Source organism: Flagellimonas lutimaris, assembly GCF_051494225.1.
In the GTDB taxonomy this organism is placed as follows: domain Bacteria; phylum Bacteroidota; class Bacteroidia; order Flavobacteriales; family Flavobacteriaceae; genus Flagellimonas; species Flagellimonas lutimaris_A.
This window is the reverse complement of record NZ_JBNPYE010000001.1, coordinates 435,256-454,737: the sequence shown is the minus strand read 5'-3', so window position 1 is coordinate 454,737 and position 19,482 is coordinate 435,256. Positions and strand designations below refer to the sequence as shown.

At 39.0% G+C, this 19,482-nt stretch carries 19 protein-coding genes; 9 read left to right on the top strand and 10 right to left on the bottom strand.

Going from position 1 to position 19,482, the window contains the following annotated elements; translation table 11 throughout:
- Nucleotides 1-25: 25 nt before the first annotated feature.
- Nucleotides 26-499 carry a hypothetical protein gene (locus ACQQ5U_RS02055; RefSeq protein WP_437395280.1) on the top strand — a complete coding sequence of 158 codons (474 nt, stop codon included), beginning with the start codon at nt 26-28 and terminating at the stop codon, nt 497-499.
- 95 nt (nt 500-594) lie between these two features.
- Here ACQQ5U_RS02055 and ACQQ5U_RS02050 read toward each other — a convergent pair whose 3' ends face one another.
- From ACQQ5U_RS02050 to ACQQ5U_RS02015, 8 genes are all read right to left on the bottom strand, one after another.
- A complete protein-coding gene (locus ACQQ5U_RS02050; protein ID WP_437395279.1) occupies nt 595-1,095 on the bottom strand; it encodes a hypothetical protein in 501 nt (166 codons plus the stop codon).
- 512 nt (nt 1,096-1,607) lie between these two features.
- The gene (locus ACQQ5U_RS02045; RefSeq protein WP_437395278.1) at nt 1,608-2,063 is read right to left on the bottom strand and encodes a DUF6730 family protein; all 456 of its coding nucleotides are present in this window, start codon (nt 2,061-2,063) and stop codon (nt 1,608-1,610) included.
- Between the two features lie 10 nt (nt 2,064-2,073).
- On the bottom strand, nt 2,074-2,934 hold the full coding sequence (locus tag ACQQ5U_RS02040) for a relaxase/mobilization nuclease domain-containing protein (protein WP_437395277.1): 861 nt from the start codon (nt 2,932-2,934) through the stop codon (nt 2,074-2,076).
- 5 nt (nt 2,935-2,939) lie between these two features.
- Nucleotides 2,940-3,236, bottom strand: a complete 297-nt coding sequence (gene mbpA, locus ACQQ5U_RS02035) for a mobilization protein MbpA (RefSeq protein ID WP_437395276.1) — start codon at nt 3,234-3,236, stop codon at nt 2,940-2,942.
- Nucleotides 3,237-3,281: 45 nt separating this feature from the next.
- Nucleotides 3,282-4,184 carry a CHC2 zinc finger domain-containing protein gene (locus ACQQ5U_RS02030; RefSeq protein WP_437395275.1) on the bottom strand — a complete coding sequence of 301 codons (903 nt, stop codon included), beginning with the start codon at nt 4,182-4,184 and terminating at the stop codon, nt 3,282-3,284.
- Between the two features lie 205 nt (nt 4,185-4,389).
- Nucleotides 4,390-5,595, bottom strand: a complete 1,206-nt coding sequence (locus ACQQ5U_RS02025) for a primase-helicase family protein (protein WP_437395274.1) — start codon at nt 5,593-5,595, stop codon at nt 4,390-4,392.
- Nucleotides 5,596-5,668: 73 nt separating this feature from the next.
- A complete protein-coding gene (locus ACQQ5U_RS02020; RefSeq protein WP_437395273.1) occupies nt 5,669-5,938 on the bottom strand; it encodes a helix-turn-helix transcriptional regulator in 270 nt (89 codons plus the stop codon).
- Nucleotides 5,939-6,876: 938 nt separating this feature from the next.
- Nucleotides 6,877-7,443 (bottom strand): protein rep, encoded by a 567-nt coding sequence (locus ACQQ5U_RS02015; RefSeq protein WP_437395272.1) that lies wholly within the window; start codon nt 7,441-7,443, stop codon nt 6,877-6,879.
- Nucleotides 7,444-7,722: 279 nt separating this feature from the next.
- Here ACQQ5U_RS02015 and ACQQ5U_RS02010 point away from each other — a divergent pair, with 279 nt between their 5' ends.
- From ACQQ5U_RS02010 to ACQQ5U_RS01995, 4 genes are all read left to right on the top strand, one after another.
- Nucleotides 7,723-8,760 carry a Fic family protein gene (locus ACQQ5U_RS02010; protein WP_437395271.1) on the top strand — a complete coding sequence of 346 codons (1,038 nt, stop codon included), beginning with the start codon at nt 7,723-7,725 and terminating at the stop codon, nt 8,758-8,760.
- A gap of 92 nt (nt 8,761-8,852) precedes the next feature.
- Nucleotides 8,853-9,695, top strand: a complete 843-nt coding sequence (locus tag ACQQ5U_RS02005) for a DUF2268 domain-containing putative Zn-dependent protease (protein WP_437395270.1) — start codon at nt 8,853-8,855, stop codon at nt 9,693-9,695.
- A 465-nt stretch (nt 9,696-10,160) separates the two neighbouring features.
- Nucleotides 10,161-10,757 (top strand): hypothetical protein, encoded by a 597-nt coding sequence (locus ACQQ5U_RS02000; RefSeq protein WP_437395269.1) that lies wholly within the window; start codon nt 10,161-10,163, stop codon nt 10,755-10,757.
- A gap of 61 nt (nt 10,758-10,818) precedes the next feature.
- Nucleotides 10,819-12,312, top strand: a complete 1,494-nt coding sequence (locus tag ACQQ5U_RS01995; RefSeq protein ID WP_437395268.1) for a TlpA family protein disulfide reductase — start codon at nt 10,819-10,821, stop codon at nt 12,310-12,312.
- Nucleotides 12,313-12,687: 375 nt separating this feature from the next.
- Here ACQQ5U_RS01995 and ACQQ5U_RS01990 read toward each other — a convergent pair whose 3' ends face one another.
- Nucleotides 12,688-14,796, bottom strand: coding sequence for an elongation factor G (locus ACQQ5U_RS01990; RefSeq protein WP_437395267.1), 2,109 nt, complete (start codon nt 14,794-14,796; stop codon nt 12,688-12,690).
- A 336-nt stretch (nt 14,797-15,132) separates the two neighbouring features.
- Between ACQQ5U_RS01990 and ACQQ5U_RS01985 the strand changes: the two genes are divergently transcribed.
- The 4 genes from ACQQ5U_RS01985 (at nt 15,133) to ACQQ5U_RS01970 (ending at nt 18,727) form a co-directional block, all read left to right on the top strand.
- Complete coding sequence (locus ACQQ5U_RS01985) at nt 15,133-15,525, top strand: hypothetical protein (protein ID WP_437395266.1); 393 nt, start codon at nt 15,133-15,135, stop codon at nt 15,523-15,525.
- 238 nt (nt 15,526-15,763) lie between these two features.
- A complete protein-coding gene (locus tag ACQQ5U_RS01980) occupies nt 15,764-17,389 on the top strand; it encodes a sulfatase family protein (RefSeq protein WP_437395265.1) in 1,626 nt (541 codons plus the stop codon).
- A gap of 273 nt (nt 17,390-17,662) precedes the next feature.
- Nucleotides 17,663-18,238 (top strand): DJ-1/PfpI family protein, encoded by a 576-nt coding sequence (locus tag ACQQ5U_RS01975; protein WP_437395264.1) that lies wholly within the window; start codon nt 17,663-17,665, stop codon nt 18,236-18,238.
- 141 nt (nt 18,239-18,379) lie between these two features.
- The gene (locus ACQQ5U_RS01970; protein ID WP_437395263.1) at nt 18,380-18,727 is read left to right on the top strand and encodes a winged helix-turn-helix domain-containing protein; all 348 of its coding nucleotides are present in this window, start codon (nt 18,380-18,382) and stop codon (nt 18,725-18,727) included.
- Here ACQQ5U_RS01970 and ACQQ5U_RS01965 read toward each other — a convergent pair.
- Nucleotides 18,724-19,479, bottom strand: a complete 756-nt coding sequence (locus tag ACQQ5U_RS01965) for a TSUP family transporter (protein WP_437395262.1) — start codon at nt 19,477-19,479, stop codon at nt 18,724-18,726. The genes ACQQ5U_RS01970 and ACQQ5U_RS01965 overlap by 4 nt on opposite strands.
- Nucleotides 19,480-19,482: the final 3 nt, after the last annotated feature.

Below are 19,482 nucleotides of genomic sequence, written 5' to 3'. Positions count from 1 at the left end.
AACAGAAATCCTTAAAAACAAGAACATGAAAAATTCAATACTTATTGCTAGTATGATATGCCTACTTGCCATGACACAAGTACAGGCCCAAAATGACCATACGGGCACGCTGAACTCAACCACTACAAGCACCTTCAACTACATGAAAGAAGGAGTTAAAATGCCGTATTGTGTTAAGGTACAAGAGAGCCGAAATTATAATGCAAAATTTGACATTGCGGATATCGGAAAAATTGATAAGGACAGGATAAGCACTCCTGTCAAAGTATCGAAACTCATTACCGTCACAAATAATTCCAATCCACGGGACAATAGAATTATAGCCTTAAAATATGACAAGCAGGGGGCAGACACTTTTAAACTGGTGTCCAATGAGAAAGGCTTTACAATAAATGTAGATAATAGAATAATGGAATACATTATGGGCAAGGGAATCTATTTTGCGAATAACGCGGACAGAGACTTCTTAATGGTTGACGAATTTGATAGTATCGAATAAGTTCTATTGATTTGATTTATATATGTGGAATCCCTAGAAATAGGGATTTTTCATTTGCGGTGCCCAGTAATGACCCCTAATATGGTACTAGAAAGTTAAAGGGACAATTCTCTTTCAAAATACACCTCTTCCTTATCGTCCGGAGAATCCTTAACATAGCAATAGTATATTTTATTGAGAAATGCCCGGACAATTAAAGCCTTTTTTGGGTTCTTACTGGAATAGACCGTTTGCCCTGCCTTATACAGTTTGTTTACAGTGGACTTTTTATTCAGTCGTAAACATTTCAGGGTTAAATTTAAGTCTATGAACATCATTTTGAACTTATTTGTTGCAACAATCAAATAATCCGTAAATCTTGGGATAACAACGGTGTCCCCCAATTTCAAGAGGGTCGTTTCGTCGTCCATGGTTATTTTGGCCTTACCTTCTAAGATTTCAAAAAATATAGACTTTCTAGACCCCTTACCCTCCAGTTCCATTCCCATATCAAAAGACATTGCCTTGATCTCTCCTGTTTTTTTCTTTAGCACAGAGATTGTGGATATAGCGTTGGGGGCATAGGTCATTTTTTCTGCTATGTCGTTGGAAATCATCTTTGAAAATTGTGTATCGATCACGGTATGGAATGTTAAAATCAAAAGGAGCAATTATAGCCTGAAAACCATCATGGTCTTTTATATTTTTTACTGGACGAAAATCAGAAAACCACTTTATTATACTCTTCCGTAAACGGAATGTGGATATCAAAATCGGACAGGAGGGTTCCTTATGAAGTTACGCATATTATCTGGATATCTTTGGTTTTACAACAGAATTCATAATTGTGAATTTCTCGATATAAACTTACGTAAGTCTGGATGGCCATTATGGACGACAATAGACTTACCACATTTGACCAGTCATTACGAAAAGAACATGTTCAATCTTGGTGAATGGGACGGACAATGGTAACCATCTTTGTTTTAAGTATAATCAAAGCTGATCTTTTTAAAGTAGAATAACAAGCGTCCCAAATCCTTACCCAAATTTCAGCGCATGGATCCTGTCCTATTTTTATAGCGTTCGGGAAGAAAAGCGTAAAACAAAAATAGGATAGGGCGCTGTCCTACTTTTTGCCATTTCCCTCCTTCCATTTTTGGTACAGTTCCTTTGCCTGTGGGCTCTCATCAAGGAATGTCCGAAAATGTCCCATGGCACTGTCCCGACCTTTGCCAAATGCTGCCTCTTCTTTCTTTGATATTCTTGATACCTGATAGATTGAAAAACCAAGGACCAATACGACACAGACCAACAATCCCCAGGACAGTTTTATGGCCCAACTGGGCAACAGAATTGATTTCTCCACCTTGCCAAGGATCCTTTGCATCAATTTTTGCTGTTCCTCAACGGTCTTCTCTTGATTGTTACTGTATTCTTTCAGAAGAACATTAATCTCAGTGGTGTCGGGCCTTAACGGAAGGTTCCTTAAATTTTCATGCACCTTTTCCAATCGGCCGATGCTCTTCTCAAAGCCGTTGATCTCCTCTGTCAACAGTTCTGCTATTTCATCCAGTTTTGCCATGCTGTTTTGTTTAGATTCCTATTCCAGTGTCCCTGACCACTTTTATGGCCAGCTTGATGGTTTTCTTTATGATGGTCTTGGTAAAACTTGTTGGGACATTCACTGTCCTACCCAAAAGTTCCATGCTTTTGTCCTTGACAATCTGTTGTGCCCTTTCCTTTTCAAAGTTCATTTGGCCCGCTATCCTTCCCATGGACATGGAACGGTGGACCTCGCTTCCCTTGAGGTTGGTTCCCTTGTACTCAAAACGGAAGCCCTGTAATTGGTTCTGTCTGTTGATGCTCGGTATGACCTTTACATTGTTCTGTTCCATCGACTTTATGTACTGATTAAAGTCCCTGGGTTGTTCCCTAGCCATGACCTTTTCATGGATCCGCTGTATTTCAGATCTAATCTCTTGCATCCGGTACAGTTTTTCCTGCAGTGCCTCCCTTACCGTGGTAAGGTCCATCTGTCTGGCCACCCGCTCGGCCATCTGTTGGCTACGCTTCCCGATGAAACTGTCATTGTAGGCCTTCCCCTCAAAGCTTATCCGGTTTGCATACAGGTGGACATGTACGTGTTCCTTGTCCCTGTGGACAAATGCCACGGCTTGGTGCTGCTTGAGGTTCATTTCCTTTAGGAACCTTTCGGTCATTTCCTTGAGCTGCTCCCCTTTTAGGTTCCTACCGTCCTCTATCGTGGGACTTAGCACAAAGCTGAGTGTATTCTTTTTACACAGTTCGTTCTGCTCTTGGATCACACGGAACTCCTCGGTGATCTCCCTTGGGGTCTCCCCTGCCAGAAATTGGCTGTGGACGATCTCGGATTCTTTCTCCTCGTTCATTCCATAGCTCATGGAGGCTGCAGTGTGCGATATGGATTTGCCCATGCCTATCATTTCTTGAAGTTTAAAAGGTGTTGTCGTATCTCTTTGGTCAGTTGCGCAGTTTCCTCTGCCAATCTGGGGTTCCGCTTTCGGAACATGTTGGTGATCAACTTAAAGTTACGTTGGTATTTCACCAATAGCTTATAGGCCTCTATCTGTTCGTTCGTCATACGCTCCACGATCCGGTCATCAAATGCCGCACGGCGGCAGTATTCACTGATGGAAAGACCGCTCTTTTTGGCCTTGACCTTCAGCAGTTTCTTCTCGTAGACCGAGCACCGGAACTGGACGAACTCTTTTTTCATTTTTACATCATCTTTTGCGACCTTCGGGAGCAAAAGCAAGATTTATCATGACAATGACACATCTTGAATTCGTTGCCGAACTTCATCCTTCGTGCTTTTTACCATCCATTCGTTCATGTCCTTGAATCCCACATAGAGAGAGGACATATCCTTACTGTTCGGGCACTTTTCCAATAACAGTTCCGTCATCCCCAATCCTGTGCCATCCCTGTCAAGAAATAGCATTACTTCTTTATAATCCCCTATTTCTGTGATCATCCGTTTTACAAAGGCCGTGGTGTTCAATACCAAAAGGTCATTGCCGTCCCCGATTTCTGGGATCAGCTCCGTTAGGGTAAGTATATCGAACATGCCTTCGGTAATGGCCAAATTTTTGGAATCGTTCTTGATCAATGAAACATCCTTTGGCGAGGAGGACCCCTTCCAATATCTGTTTCGCAGTTCCCAGCCTCCCGACCTGTTCTGGAGTCCAATGGCAAAGTATGTCCGACCACCTATTTTATAATGAACCTCCTTGCAGAGTTTTCTTGCTGTCTTGGTCGAAATCTTTCTGGAGCTCAGATAGGTCTGTAGTGCCCAGTGTTCGATTTCCTTTTCCTCGATGATTTCAATCGGATTGGCCCTATGTTCCGTTTTGGTTGGAATCGGCCGCCGATGAAAAGAAAAATGGTCCATGTTCCCTGACAATCGTTCCAAGGCCTCTTTTACAGAACAGTTCTCCATTTTCATGACCAGGTCTATGGTACTGCCCCCCTGGAAGGTCCCGAAGTCTATCCAATAGTTTTTCTTCAATGATACTTTGAAAGAGGCTTGGGTCTCGGTCCGGAACGGGCTCAGGAACCAAGCTTCTTTTTCCGTTTTCCGGACTGGAAAGTGCCCCGACTTGGCCAGCGTGGAAACGATGTCAATGTTGCGGGCTTTTTCGCAGTCCAATCTCTTTTCTTTCATGGTTCTGTTTTTAATCGATTTTTGATGATTTGATGACAGACCTCTGGAAGGTCCTATAAATACTGGTGGCTTCCCCGTCATCATTTTGTCATCGTTTCATCACTTTTGTTTTTTTCTTCAATGTCCCTGTCATCATTTTTTATTTTGATGACAGAATGATGACAAAGTGATGACAGCCTAAACCCTTATAAACACTGGGCTTATATCAATCTGTCATCAAATCATCAAAATTTTGGACCAAAAAATTCTTTTTTATGGTAAAGTACCTGCCCTTGGCGTCCTCGGTGTTGATCTCACCGTTGTTCCAGATGGTGATCTTTTGGTATTTGTTGGAATTGGGCTGGTTGTCCAGTTTCCAATCCTTTTTTAGCAACCGTCTCAGTTGGGTCAGGTCGGTCTTGACCCGTGTGCGGTTGAGCATGTGCAGGGCGTCGATGGGGCAAAGGTCCACGGAATCCATTTCGAACTTTTCCATGGCGCTGAGCAGTAGGCTGGCCAACTCCTTCTCTACCCGGTTCCGGTTGTTGTTCACCAACTTCTTCAGTGCAGGGGTGTAAACCTGTTTAGCCGTGAACCACATCCGTGTTCTTTGCTTTGAACTGTACTCCCTTTTTGAAAGGAAATGCAAAAAAGCGGGCACTTCCTGAGCCAACTGATCCAAGAAATCGGTGTCCTCTTTTTTAAGGGATGGGATTTTCCGTACCCAGAACCTGGTCTCATGGGCATCGATCTTGATAAAATTGTCCTCGTTGTTGCTGCAGAGAATAAATTTACCAAAGAATTCCACTTCCCGTTTGTCCTTTCCCTTGGCCTCCAGTTTGTTCCGGTTGGTGGTACTCAGATATTTGATGCGCTCGGTAAGCTCCTCTTTGTTGAACAGTACCTCGTCAACGCATATCAGCAGCTTGTTGGCCCAGTCCGCATTGAACTGGCTTGCAAAGCTGTCATTGGTCAGGTATGTCAGGTTGTTTCCGAAGATTTCCTTGAGCCATTTGAGAAAGGTGCTTTTCCCAGTGTTCCTTTCGGTGGAGACCAGACAAAGGATGGGGAGCACCTGCACGGGTCTTTGGTAAAGAAGCTTCAAATAGTCCAGTCCCAGTTCCAGCTGGTTTCCGAATATATGCTTCAAAAAGTCCCGTGTCCTTATTATACTTCCCTCTATCGGTTCGTGCGTCAAAGGGGAATAGGTATTGTAGAAACCATGGTGTTCCTTCTTGAAATCTACATGACAGGGAATACAGGCGAACCCATCATATTTGGGCACCTTTCCCAGAAAGTCCTTGCCATGGTCCTGCTTGATGATATGCTCGTTCCAAGGGACCAGCTGATCGTTGAAATGTCCCGAAATGGTAGGATACTTTACGATCTTATAGAAAGAAGTGCCAACCCTTATATATGGTATTGTTTTCATATTGGAATTTTCAAAATAATGGATTCACTATGAAGTCATGTTGAAGCGATAAACTATATATAAACTGGTCTGACTAGGAATTCGGTTTCCCTGGCGTTTCGCTTTCCAGTAATGGCTTTCGTTGGTTTTGGAGCAGCCAACGAACTATCTTTTCCCTTTCGAAGAAAATCAGCTTCCCATTGGGTTTGGAATGTGGAATCTGACCCGCAGCGGTAAGCTTATACAGATAGCTTCTTGATATGCCGGTGTAGTCACAGGTCTCATCGAAGGTCAACACTTCTTTATTGGCCATCAACAGTCTTTCCAAACGGTCGAGCCGTTCGAGTATAAAATAATTGTCCATTTTATTTCTTTTTAAAGATTTGAAATGAACAAAAGCGCTTTTGTTTTCCTTTGAAGAATTCTTGGAATAAAGGTAGAAACAAAAGAAGACGATGATTGGTGCAAACTAATATTAGTTATTCACAAAATATTGGTTTTCAATAACATATATAAATTTAACTTAAACGACATTAAATATAATTTGTAAAATTTTATATGTATCGAAATAGAACCGATTGATACTTATTGAATTTTTGGTAAAATTGAAATGATTCGAGTTATCAACAATCGAAAACTAGCTAACGAAAATTTACAAAGCTTGACTACATCAAATTTGGGTATCTAGACATGGATTGATCAATATTGATATTGAGTCCATAATTCGCAAGGAAAGTTAGGTGAATTTGAAGGAAACGGTATCTTCTCTTAGATGAGCGAGGGATTAATCTATTGAAAAGCTATTCATATCATAGTTAAAAACCTGGCCTACATAAAATTTCGATTTCGGTACTTGAAGTTCATTTTAAAATTCTGGCTTTTTAGGCTCTTTAATTTCTTTTTAATCTCATTGTACCCATTTGGTTTTGTATAGTGCCAAAAATGTTAAATTTAAGTTAAAGTGGTGTCTCTTTCGGTGTCAGTGCAAATTCCCTACCTTTCACAACCCCTGAAAACAGTGGTTTTTTAAATTTAAAGAAGACCCTCTTCCTCCGCGATCAAGCGCAACTTTGTTCAGCTTGAAAAGATAAATCCCGTCAAGTTTACTTGAACGGGATTTTGTTTTTTAAGATGTGAATTCCAAAGGAATTCAAAGTTGCATTTGCAAAATGTGGTTATAGGGAAAACCGAAAGTAATCCCTCTTCCTCCGCTGTGAGATATCATCTCAAAACATTAAACCCTGTAAATTATTGATTTACAGGGTTTTCATTTTTTATGGTTTTAAATGATACCATTTGAAATCATGTTAAAAAGTGCCCCTTTCGGTGCCCTTCCAAATCTTTCACTCGCTGAATGTTTTGGGCTGTTCTCTTAGCATATTTGGGAGTCCATAACTTCAGCCATTCATCTAATAAAACCTCAGCAGTTTTCTTATCTTTTGTGATAATGTGAAAATGTGGATTATAAGTTTTCTTTTTTGGGTTGAAATTGCACTCTAAAGAGCGTACACCTATTAATTTAAACCCTTTTCCCCTTTGATACCTTTTTCTATGTTTCGCAATAATTCGCTGAATACCTTGAATGAATTTATGGATGTAACGTGGCAGGTTATGGGCATTACAAGATTTGACAGTTAAGGTTAAAAAATGTGGTTCTTCCCACTGCTTCAATACAGGATAGTACTTATTGATCATTTCAGCTTTACGAATACTGCAACACAAAGAGCAAAATCTGTTTTTACAATATTTACCATAAAAACGTCCATCCACTGAGACGAGATGCTGCTGACAGTAATATGTATTCCAATAAGCCTTTGCCAATTCAAGCTCCCCATTTTCTTCGGTAATTTTGATGAGGTTCAGCATCATTATTTGGGTTCTGGTTTTCCGTTTTGCCCTACCCATTAAAGCATCTATATTGTACAAATCCGAACCTTCACCCAGAACATAAACTGTATTCTGTCTCGCTTTGTTTGTCTCGCTTTGTACTAATGTATTTAAATTCTTTTCTTATCATCGTAATCGTATTGAATTCGTATATTTTCGTATCATAACGTATCTTCTGCACTGTTTCAGTTATCGTATCATTTTCGTATAAAATCGTATCATATCGTATCGACATTCATTTATTTTCTTACTTTTGCGTAAATGAACAATGTACATACACTTAAGATTTCTTTAGATTGGAAGCTTATCTCTGTCATCAGTAAAATAGACAGATTCGATGCCGAATGGACTTCTATTGAAAAAAAAGAAGGCCAAAGCCTAAAACAGCTAAAAGCTATTGCAACAGTTAGAAGCGTTGGTGCATCAACAAGGATTGAAGGCTCGAAAATGAGTGATGCAGAAGTTGATGTTTTTTTGAAAAACCTATCTATTGAAAAAATAGAAAACCGAGATACTCAAGAGGTAGCGGGATATTTTGAAGTCCTAGATTTAATCTCTGAATCTTATGAAGATATTGAAATCTCAGAAAATTCACTGAAAAATCTCCATAACCTACTTCTAAAATACAGTGAAAAGGATAGGTGGCATAAAGGTGACTACAAACAGCATAGTAATAGTGTTGAGGCCACCTTTCCTGATGGCTCCAAACAAATCATTTTTGAAACCACACCTCCCGGTATAGAGACCGAAGATGCTATGAGAGCATTAATAGATTGGTTTCACAATGATACCGAAACACATGTATTGGTAAAAGCTGCCATTTTTTGCTATGAATTTGTAAGTATCCATCCTTTTCAAGATGGTAATGGGAGATTGAGTAGGCTACTATCAACTCTGTTACTATTGAAATATGGCTACAAATGGATTCAGTATGTAAGTTTTGAACATGAAATAGAACATAGGAAAGCTGAATATTATCAAGAACTAAGAAAATGCCAAGTGCAAAGGCCTAACGAAGAAGTTACTTCTTGGATCTACTTTTTCTTTGATGCCCTGTTAAACATACAAAAACAGCTGATGGAGAAATTGGCAGTTGAAGGTATTGAATCAAGTCTATCACCGAAAGAAAAATCTATTCTTGTCTTCATAACAGATCATCCCGGAACCAAATCGGGGGAAATTGCAAAAAAACTTGATATTCCGAATCCGACGGTAAAAAGGATACTATCTGATTTGGTTGACAAAAATTTGATAGAGAAATTTGGAGCTGGGCCGGGCACCAATTATAGTCTGAAATAAAATTTAGGACGAATTGGCATAAAACAAGATTCGAAACTGTTCTTTTGTTAAAGTTTAGTTAAAATAGAGCCCCTTTCGGTGCCACTGGAAATTTGACCCTCCGAAAAGCCCTAAAAACATTAGATCTCGCTTTAAAAGATAGTCTTAATGCAACTAGGCTATTTAAAAGAAAATATTTTTTAAATGGTAGTGATGGTCTTCAAGACTTTTTTGCTTCTAAAATTCAAGATGTAAATGAATTTAGTAATTATGTCTTAAAAAACAAATCATTTTATAAATCAATACAACCTACTTTAGTTAATATAAAAGATTTAAAAAAAGAAATCATAGATAATTTTGTAAAGCTAAAATCTCTATATCCTAATTCTGTATTTCCAGATATTTATTTTGTCATTGGGAAAAGAACATCTAACGGAACTGTGTCTGATAATGGTTTATTGATTGGAGCAGAAGTAATGAGTAAGACACCTGAAAATTCTAAAAACTGGAACGAAAAACTATTAAAGTGGACTATGGACTTTAATCAAATTCCTATAACTACAACCCATGAAATAATTCACTTTAATCAAAAAGGTATGAAATCAGAAAGGACACTTTTAAAGTATGCCTTGATAGAAGGTTCAGCAGAATTTATTGCTGAAATTATTACTGGACGAACAGATGGAGAATATCATTCATTTATAGGGCGTGAAAAAGCTATTTGGCAGGATTTTAAAAATGAAATGCATCAAGATATTTATAATGACTGGCTAGAAGGACAAGAGCCAAAAAGACCAAGAAACAGTATGTATTGGGCAGGGTACTTAATTTGTAAATCATATTACGAAAAAGCAAAAGATAAAAAACAAGCCATTTCGGAAATATTGAATATTAAGAATTATACAGACTTCTATATTGAAAGCGAAATTGATGAATATATTAACAATAATTTTTAGTGCTACAGATACTTTTTCTATTGTACGTCTTCAAACTGGAAACGGCGGACATAGTATACCACCTTAGCCGGATAAAATTGAGCACCCTCAAGACTAACGCAAAAGCCTGATTTTAAAATCACTAAATCCAAAAATTAGGTGGCTCACATTTTCCGTTTTTGGTGGTCTCAACCATCCGGCTCATCCACTGAACGAAAAGGTCACTATCTCAGCTACGCCTATTAAAGGGAAATTATGCAATTGTCAAATAAAGGAAGACAGGTATTTTGAACCAGTTTTTTTACCTGCTTCGGAATTTGAATTAAACCCCAAATTCTGGAATTCTGAAAATGCTGACAATGTAACGGATAGAGATTATTCTAGATTTAGAACAGATTATTGAAGAGACCTAATATAAAATACTTGTATTAAACCAAAGTTCAAATAAACGATTGGTAGAAAATAAAGGCTTATAGATTAATATAAATGAGACAAGTAGTTCCCATATCATTCACCCTATTACTGGTAATTATAACAGGGTGTAAGTCTATTGATATTTCTGACATAAACAGGCAAATTAATGATGCGAACGTATTGAGTGCGGAGAACTCACCTTTTGATTCGGCAAAGTCAATGGGCACGGAATTAAAAAGACAACTTGAATTTAGAGATCAGTATACAAGCAAATTAACTGAATTGATGGCGATGTACCCTAGCCAACCAATTATACTAAGGGAGAGCTATTCTTATATCTGCCTTGGCTGCATTGCCGAATATGTCAGCATCTTTACAGATGGGATGTTGATTGAATATACATTTTCTGATTCCCAAAAGAAATACATGGAAAAGTCGAAAAACATGACGGTGGATGATTTAATTTTTGATGGGGGTTCTCTAGATGATATTCGAGAAATATATGGTCAGTTAATTGCTGATGAAAATTGGAATGATGATCCGAAGAAGTATGGCGATGAAAATTGCTTTGATGGAGATCAAACGTTTTATACAGTATTTCATTCTAAAACAGAAATTTCAAGTATGTATATGAGGTGTTGGATGCCAACTAGATTCAGGACCCAATAAAACTGCTTGCAAAGTTCAAATAAACGATTGAATTCAGAAACAAAGTTTAAATAAATGCTACATGAAACAACTAAGAACATACTCACTATTATTTATTTTTTCAATTTTTCTTTTGTTTCTTATTTCTTGTGGTGAAAAACAAAAAAAATCAGGTGATGAAAACCTGGTTCAAATAAAATTGAAATTAGAAAATTTTGACCCATTGGAGCATAAGAGCTTCATAGATCTGACAGTAGAGAATGCGACACAACCAATAAATCAACAACTAAAAGTTTCCGATAGTGGTACTGTCAATGTGAATTTTATAACTACTACAAAAAAGGAAATCAATTTCAATTACGATGGTAGAAATTTCAATTTAATTGTGTCTCCGAATGAAAATATAGTAATCAACGTTGAAATCAATGAATTACTTGATTGGTCAAGATTTAAACAGTTCGAAGTGGATGGTGTTAATAGTGAGACAAATACCTTATTGATGGCACACTCCCATTATATGGATAGTCTGATTCAGTCTGCAACGACAGCAGGAGCTAAGGATGGCACTTACTCCGAACCTGAATACAAGAGTGTACGTTTAGGAGAGATGGAGGAACAATTGAAATTTTTCAAAAAGCTCATTTCGGATAAAAATATTACTGACAATACTTTCATCGATTGGGGAACAGCTAAAATACATTATAGTGCGGGTACAGATTTGCTTCTATATCCTTTTTACAATCCTACAAACAAAGAAATTGATGATAACAATGAATATTTCGATTTTATCTCAAAATTCCAAAATAAACATACCAGTGAAATAGCTTATCTATCTTATTTGAACTATTTAAAATACTTAGCAATGTCCTACGTTATTATTGGCAACATTTCCAATACCTACAAGGTAGAACGTTCAAAATTACCTAAAGGTCCGACTGCAAATTTTCCAATTGCTTTTGAAATGATTAAAAGGTTACCAGAAACTAAGGACCGAGAATACGTAATGACCTATGCCTATTATCACAATGACAGGGGTACTCCTGAAAAATACCGTGATAGTTTAAACAAGTATGTAGGCTCAGATATTCTGGAGCGTGTAGAAATGACTGAGGATAATGAGAACTTGAACATTCGAAATCTGCTTAAGAACTATGACATTTCCGATAAAGAAAAAAAAGAATTACTTGATTTATACGCTAATACATCAGATAAGGTCATATTTCACGATTTCTGGTTTGCCACTTGCTATCCTTGTATGTTTGAATTTCCTTACTACAATGATTTAATTTCATCTAATAACGAGGAGGAAGTAGTGTTTATTTTTTATGGAGTTTATATGGATAAGAGTGAATGGAAAAAAACCATTGAAAAGTATGAATTGAAAGGCGTCCATCATTTATTGTCCAAAGATCAATTAGCATTTTTTCAAAAATACTTTGGTGTAAAAGGCTTTCCACATCATCAATTGGTGAACGCTGAGGGAAACATAGTAAAAGGTAAGATTCCAGGCATACGTGCCGATAATCTGGAGAATATCAATAGTTATATTTCAAAGCATAAAAAGGAAAGTGAATAGACTTATTCCGATTCTGATAAGTTCAAAATTAAGTTGGTGGTAATCTGAAAATAGAAAATGAAGACCATTAAAAAACTAGAATTATTGGAGTCCTCTTGTTGTTTGTCGTAAAACTCTTTTTTTTGTTCTCCAGGATAAGGTCAAAAGAGATGGTACTATTAAAATTTACTTATTCATAAACTTTTTTCAAGTGGTTGCTTTTAATGTTTGCCAATATATGGCATAGTCAAAAAGCTCCAACCCATCAGTACAAAAGACCAAGAAGTTGCAAAAAAACAGGACATCCGCCTTTTGGTTTTCTTCCAGACGGAAAAGGGTCGACCGTAGCGTCCGACACCCTATTTAGGGGCTAAATCCAAATCATGCATCCTCAGGTTAATCTTTTTCTTTTACGATTTTTTCCTGAATGTTTCCTGGAACGGGCTCAAATGCCGAAAAGGTGGCATGGAATGTAGCTTTGCCTTGGGTAAGCGACCTTAGCTCGGTAGAATAACCGTAAAGTTCCGCTTCAGGGACGGTACACCGGAGAATCTGATACTGATCGGCACTTTCAATTCCCAAAATAACGGCCCGACGCGATTGCAGATCGGTCATGACCTGCCCAACAGCATCTTCCGGAACTTTTACGTTAAGGTTACGGATGGGTTCCAGAAGTTTGGGCCTTGCATTCAAAAAGGCGGCCTTGAAAGCGTGGGCTCCTGCAATCTTGAAAGCAATGTCATTTGAATCGACCGGGTGCATCTTGCCATCGTAGACCATGACACGAACGTCACGGATATAGGATTCGGTCAAAGGACCGGATTCCATCACTTCCAAAATTCCCTTTTTTATCGAAGGCAAAAACCGCAGATCGATAACACCTCCAACGATACAGTTATAAAAGACCAATTTACCGCCCCAGGGCAGTTCTACCTCTTCTTTGCCCCGTATATTAAAGCCCTCGGGCTCGGCAATATCCTGGTGCCAGGGTTCAATCTTCATATGTACCTGCGCAAACTGACCGGCCCCGCCTGATTGTTTCTTGTGGCGATAGCTAGCCGTAACAGGTCGGGTTATTGTCTCACGGTACGCAATACGGGGCCGTGAAAAATCTGCCTTGACTCCATATTCGTTTTCGAGGGACCATTTGATAACAGATAGTTGTAACTCGCCTTGACAGGCTAAGATCTGCTGTTTTAATTCATGAGAATAAGAAACGACGGCCGTGGGATCTTCGCTGTGTATTTTTTTAAGGGCCTCCATCATTTTTTCCTCATCATGCTTCTCAACAGCGGCCACCGCCCTCCGGATACGGGCCTCGGGATATTGAATGGGCTTAATGGTTACCGGATGCCCCTCGGTGTGCAACGTATCGTTGGTTTCGGTATGTTTTAGTTTGAGCGAGGCGCCGATATCACCTGCGTTCAATTTTAAAACGGGCCGGCGCTCCTTGCCGTCCATGATAAACAATTGATTCAATGTCTCCGTTTCACCGTTTCGTGCATTGACCAACTTGTCGTTTGCCTTAAGTTCTCCGGATTTTACTTTAAAAAACGTAATCTGGCCCACATTTGGCAAAAATTCCGTCTTAAACACGAAAAGCACTGTAGGTTCCGTAGGCAATGGCTTAACGGCTTTACCCTCTACGCTCTGCTCCGGTTTCAGATCGGCCGCAGCCGGGGCTACATTATCGATAAAGCCCATAAGTCGGCCGCTACCCATATCCTGAAGAGCGGAAACACAGAAAACGGGAAAAAGTTCATGATTGAGCATGCCTAGTTTAATGCCTTGTCGCAATTCTTCTTCGCTCAACGTTCCCTTCTCCACAAAGAGTTCCAATAGGTCCATGTCGTTTTCGGCGGCCTTTTCGACTAATTCGTTGTGCAATTGGTTTGCCAGTTCTTTTTGGTTATCGGGGATGGGCAATTTTTCGGGTTTTCCACCGTCGGGACCGAATTTGTAAAGCTTCATTTTAAGTACGTCGACGATACACTGCGCCCCATCGATGACCAAGGGATATTGAATTTTTACGGTATTGGATCCCACAAGGGAACGGATTCCTTTAAAACTATCGTCGAAATTCGCATTGGGATGATCGATCTGATTGATGACAAAGATGGTGGGTTTGTTGTAGCGGGCTATATAGTTCCAAATGATCTCTGTGCCTATCTCCACTCCATACCGGGCATTGATGACGGTTACGATAGAATCGGCCACGCGAATGGAAGAAAGGATCTCTCCGATAAAATCGTCAAGTCCAGGGGTGTCGATAATGTTGATCTTGTAGTTACGCCACTCGGTATGCAATGGGGTGGCAAGGACCGAAGTCCCGCGTTCGTGTTCTATATCATGGTGATCTGATACGGTATTCTTGTTCTCTACCGTTCCGCGGCGTTTGATCAGGCCCGCCTCGAACAACATTGTTTCTGCGAGCGTGGTTTTACCGCTTCCATGGGCACCTACAAATACCACATTTTTGATATGCTTGTCATCGTAAACTTTCATGATTGTTATTTGTTTTTTTAGTTCGTATCGTTAAAAATAAAGGTGCGGATTAAAAAAAAACATGATTTTTACCCACATTTGTCAATAAAAAAAGAATATGGTCCTATGCTTTGGTTGAACCCTGAAGGCGATATTATCTCAAAACATAGCCAATGGCCTGAGAGAAACGGGACAAAGAGCATGAACGAAGATATGGCATAGGGTGGACTAAACTTTGATTAAGGTGGTCTATGCCATCAGTTTTTTTGGTTAGGCAGGAAGAAAACCGCAAAATTATTCTTCGGCTAATATTGATTATCTTTTAAAAGTTCAATTAAACGATAGCACTTTAAATCTATGATGAAGAAGTTGAGGAAAATTGAAATCAACATTTTACCATTGGCCATTTCAATTTTACTGGTTCTTGTTTCAATTGGAATCATAATGACATCTCAGTATATTTTCGATACAAAACATTACATTGGAATAGCTTGTCTGACCCTTTCCACAATCCTTTATTTTGTAAACAAAAAGTTATATGTCATTTTCTTCACATTGACATTAACATTGGGGTTATTGGGATTGTTGGACTTTTATGTAACTACATATAGGATTGGATTTGCTGGTTCTGGAATCAATCCAATTTTCTTGGGATTGATTATATTGTTATTTGTGGTGAGCAAAGAACAGATGAGTGGCCTAAATTCCAAAGATGCTGAAAATGGTGGACCTAAAAAGAAGGAGGATTAAAGTTCAAATAAACGATTAAATCGTCGTTTACAAATACATACTAAACCCTCTACACTCATTTTGGAACATCATCAATAAAACCCATGGAATTGACTATCTTTTATCCGAAATAAGTTACTTGCTTAAACAAACCATTATGCCATTTAAAATTAACCAACCAAAAACCACACAAAAGAAAATTCTAACACTTACAAAACTTGCTTTTTGCCTAACCTTACTTATTGGCTGTAAAACAAAAGTGAAAAAAGAAGAACCTACGAGACCCAATATTGTTTTTATAATGTCGGATGACCATGCCTATCAAGCCATTTCGGCATATGATAACAGTTTAATAGAAACTCCCAATATCGATAGAATTGCCGAAATGGGCATGTTGTTCACCAACGCAACAGTCACCAATTCCATTTGTGCCCCATCCAGAGCTACCATTCTAACCGGAAAACATTCCCATGTCAATGGCAAGGTGGACAACGTATCTCCTTTCGATACGACCAATGTTACCTTTCCACAGCTCTTGCAAAAGGCAGGGTATCAAACTGCCATGTTTGGCAAGCTGCATTTTGGCAACAACCCAAAAGGGTTTGACCAGTTTAAAATTTTACCAGGACAAGGCTCATATTACAACCCGGATTTTATCACCAAAAATGAAGGAGAAATAACTGTTAAGGGCTATGTTACGGATATTGTGACGGATATGACCCTCGATTGGCTCGATAATGAACGAGAAGCTGATAAACCTTTTATGTTGATGTACTTACACAAAGCGCCTCACCGTTCTTGGTTTATGGCTGAAAGACATATGCAGGAGTATACCAATAAAACCTTTAAAGAGCCGGCCACTTTGTTCGATGACCATGAAGGGATGCCGGCAGCTAAAGTTGCCCAAATGAAAATTGATGGCAATATGGGCTGGGCCAACGATAGCAAACTGTATCCAGAAGTTATGGATCAATTAGGTTTGGAAGAAGTAATTGGTTTTGACAAGCGTAGGTTTGAAGGAGCACTAGGAAGAATGGATTCTACTCAAAGAGCCAATTATGATGCCGCATATGAAAAAGTAGCCGAGGAATTTATAAAGCAATACCCTACCATGACGGAAGAAGATATTGCCAAATGGCGTTACCAACGGTATATGCAAGATTATCTGGGCACAATAAAATCTGTTGACGAGAATGTTGGCCGGGTTTTGGATTATTTGGAAGCCAATGATATGATGGACAATACCATTATTGTTTATACTTCGGATCAAGGGTTTTATTTAGGAGAACATGGCTGGTTCGATAAGAGATTTGTTTACGACGAAAGTTTAAAGACGCCATTATTGGTTTCATGGCCGAACCGAATTAAGTCCGGAGTTGTATCAGATGAATTGGTGCAGAACTTGGATTTTGCACAGACATTTCTGGATGTGGCCGGGGCTCCCCAACCCAAGGATATGCAAGGAAAAAGTTTGGTTCCAGTGCTTACTGGCGACATGGATAATTGGGACAGGGATGCTGTTTATTACCATTATTACGAGCATCCATCGGAGCATAATGTGAATAGACACTATGCCGTTATAACCAAAGAGTACAAATTGATACACTATTATTTTGATCTTGATTATTGGGAATTGATCGACAGAAAGAAAGATCCTTTGGAACAACATAATTATTACGATGACCCTGCCTATGCACAAATTCAAAAAGACTTGCACCAAAAGCTTAATGAATTACGTGAACAATATGGTGATTCCGAAGCACTAAGTCAACAATACATTGATGAATTTATGCCCTTGGCAAAAGAAGGCAAAGTTTGGGGCGTTGAAGATGATATTTTGGAACCCATTGTTGAAAAATGGGAGAATTCTAAGAAAAAGGATTGATTGACTTTACGAATCAAATCATTCATTTGGTAATCTGGGTTACCTAAATTTTAGAAAGTACTAGGAAACATCTTCTTCTACATATCGAATAAAAAAGCCCCTGTTCAGGGGCTTTTTTATAGTGTAAATTAACTTGATCTACTTTAATTAATTGAAAGGCATTTATAGATGTCCCGAAGTTTTAAGATAATTTAATAGAGACAGTTACAGCTATTCGAATATCCCTCAGTAATTTTAAGGTAGTACAAATGTAAATTTTAAAACACTTGAAATATGAAAAAGATTCTTTTCCTTACGGGCGATTTCGCCGAAGATTACGAAACCATGGTTCCATTTCAAATGCTTTTGATGGTGGGCTATGAAGTACATGCCGTGTGCCCGGACAAGAAAAAAGGCGACACCATTAAAACGGCCATTCACGATTTTGAAGGCGACCAGACCTACACCGAAAAACCAGGGCACAATTTTGCGCTTAATTACAGTTTTTCCGACGTGGACCCATCAAACTATGCAGGATTGGTGATTGCGGGTGGGCGTGCTCCAGAATATCTCCGATTAAATCAGAAGGTATTGGACATCACGAAGCATTTCTTTGATAAAAACAAACCCGTAGCTGCCGTTTGTCATGGTATTCAAATACTTACTGCAGCTGGAGTGGTCAAAGGTCGTAAACTAACTGCCTATCCCGCTGTTGGTCCAGAAGTAACAGTAGCGGGTGGTGAATTTCAAAATATTCCAGTGGATGGAGCCTATGTGGACGGGAACTTAGTAACCTCTCCCGCTTGGCCGGCCCACCCTGCTTTTATCCGTGAGTTTTTAAAGATAATGGGGGCGGAAATATCCATTTAATCGAGTAACCCCTCAAGTATTAAAAGGATGACATCACACAGGTTTAATGCTTGGATGGTGTCATCCATTCTTTTTTTAATTTGATGGACGGTAATTATTAGAGTTTTGATTATCTTGATAAAAGCAAATAAAAGTGACGCTATGGGCACAGCCAAAGAATTGAAACTACGATGCTGGATAGATATTGATGGGAAAAAGTTTTTTGGACCCGGACGTGCTCAGTTATTGTCTATGATCGACAAAAATGGTTCGTTGTCCAAAGCTGCCAAGGAAATGGGCATGTCTTATCGAAAAGCTTGGTCCATGGTCGAAGATATGAATCAAAGAGGTCAGCAACCTTATGTGGAATTACACAAAGGAGGAACCAAAGGTGGGGGCGCCGAATTAACGGAGACTGGAAAGAAAGTGCTCTCCACTTTCCTGAAAATGAACAATAAAATTACGGCAACCGTTCAACAACATACCGATGAAATGTTGGCTCTGATTTAAATTTTTATTCCAAAACCGTGCAATAAAATCAACCGCAATCCCACGTAGAGTACCAAAATACTGGTCAGCACCCCTAAAAACTTCAAATTGAATTTTTTGTTGGACAAATAAGACCCGATACCGCCGCCGATTACCACGGCAATTACGAGTTGCAACATCAACTCACTGTTTAGTTTGAAAGTTCCTGCCACATTGAGTCCAATTAAACCAGAAATGGAATTGACCAAAATAAATACAGATGCCAACGAAGCAATTGTCCTTGGATTGGTCCATTTTAAAAGATTCAAAACCGGTGACAGAAAGATACCTCCCCCTATTCCAGAAATACCGGAAAGCAAACCTATACTTCCGCCCAGTAACAATTTTTTAGGATTGGAAAATTGCTTCGAATCCAGCTTTTTCTTGGCAAACCGAAGCAACATAAAAACGCCTGCCAAAATCAAGGCTCCTCCCAACACCATAAAAAATACCGTTTGCGATAATCGCACCTGCGTGCCAAAGTATGCAAACGGAATGCTCATCACTAAAAAAGGCCAAAACAACTTCATATCAAAAACTCGGTTCCTGATAAAAACGATGGTGCCAATGGTCACCACGCAAATATTTAAAATGAGTGCTGTGGAACGGATTTCGTAAAAATCGGTTAAAAACAAACTGAGTATCGCCAAATAACTGGAACCTCCCCCAAACCCGACCGAGCTATAAAAAAGTGCAATCAGAAAAAAGACAATGGGCAAATATTCAACGCTCATTGG